This is a genomic window from Bacillus sp. JJ1503 (genome assembly GCF_036965125.1).
Taxonomy (GTDB): Bacteria; Bacillota; Bacilli; order Bacillales; family Cytobacillaceae; genus Cytobacillus.
Genome location: NZ_JBALOZ010000365.1, coordinates 506 through 1095 on the forward strand (window position 1 = coordinate 506; position 590 = coordinate 1095).

General features: G+C 35.3%; 1 pseudogene. It reads left to right on the top strand.

Annotated features, from left to right (window positions below):
* Positions 1–229: 229 nt before the first annotated feature.
* A pseudogene (locus V7149_RS22845) lies at positions 230–562 on the top strand (dihydroxy-acid dehydratase domain-containing protein); the annotation flags it as partial.
* Between the last annotated feature and the right edge of the window lie 28 nt (positions 563–590).

Here is a 590-nt window from a genome sequence, read left to right on the forward strand (position 1 = left end):
GTGTCCGATAGGGGCATTTTTTTTTGCTTAAAAATAAATCAGTGAATTAATTATTATGAAATAGGGAACAGTGGGAATTCTACTCTATAAAAATACTGAATTTTTAAAGTTCTTCCTTTACATTATGCAAGATATGGTGTTAAATTATAATATTATTTAGGATAATTAAATAATATATATCAATTAAAATATGTGAAAAATTTTAAAGAGAAATGTGGAGGGATTATACGTGGCAGATCTGCGCAGTAATATGATAAAACAAGGATTTGATCGTGCGCCTCACAGAAGCTTACTTCGTGCAGCAGGTGTAAAGGAAGAGGACTTTGGGAAGCCGTTTATTGCGGTGGTCAATTCATATATTGATATAGTTCCAGGACATATTCATTTACAAGAATTCGGTAAAATTGTGAAAGATGCTATCCGTGAAGCAGGCGGGGTTCCGTTTGAAATGAACACAATTGGTGTCGATGATGGTATTGCGATGGGGCATATCGGTATGAGATATTCTTTGCCAAGCCGCGAAATCATTGCAGATTCTGTTGAAACAGTTGTTGCGGCACATTGATTCGATGGAATGGTATGTATTCCTA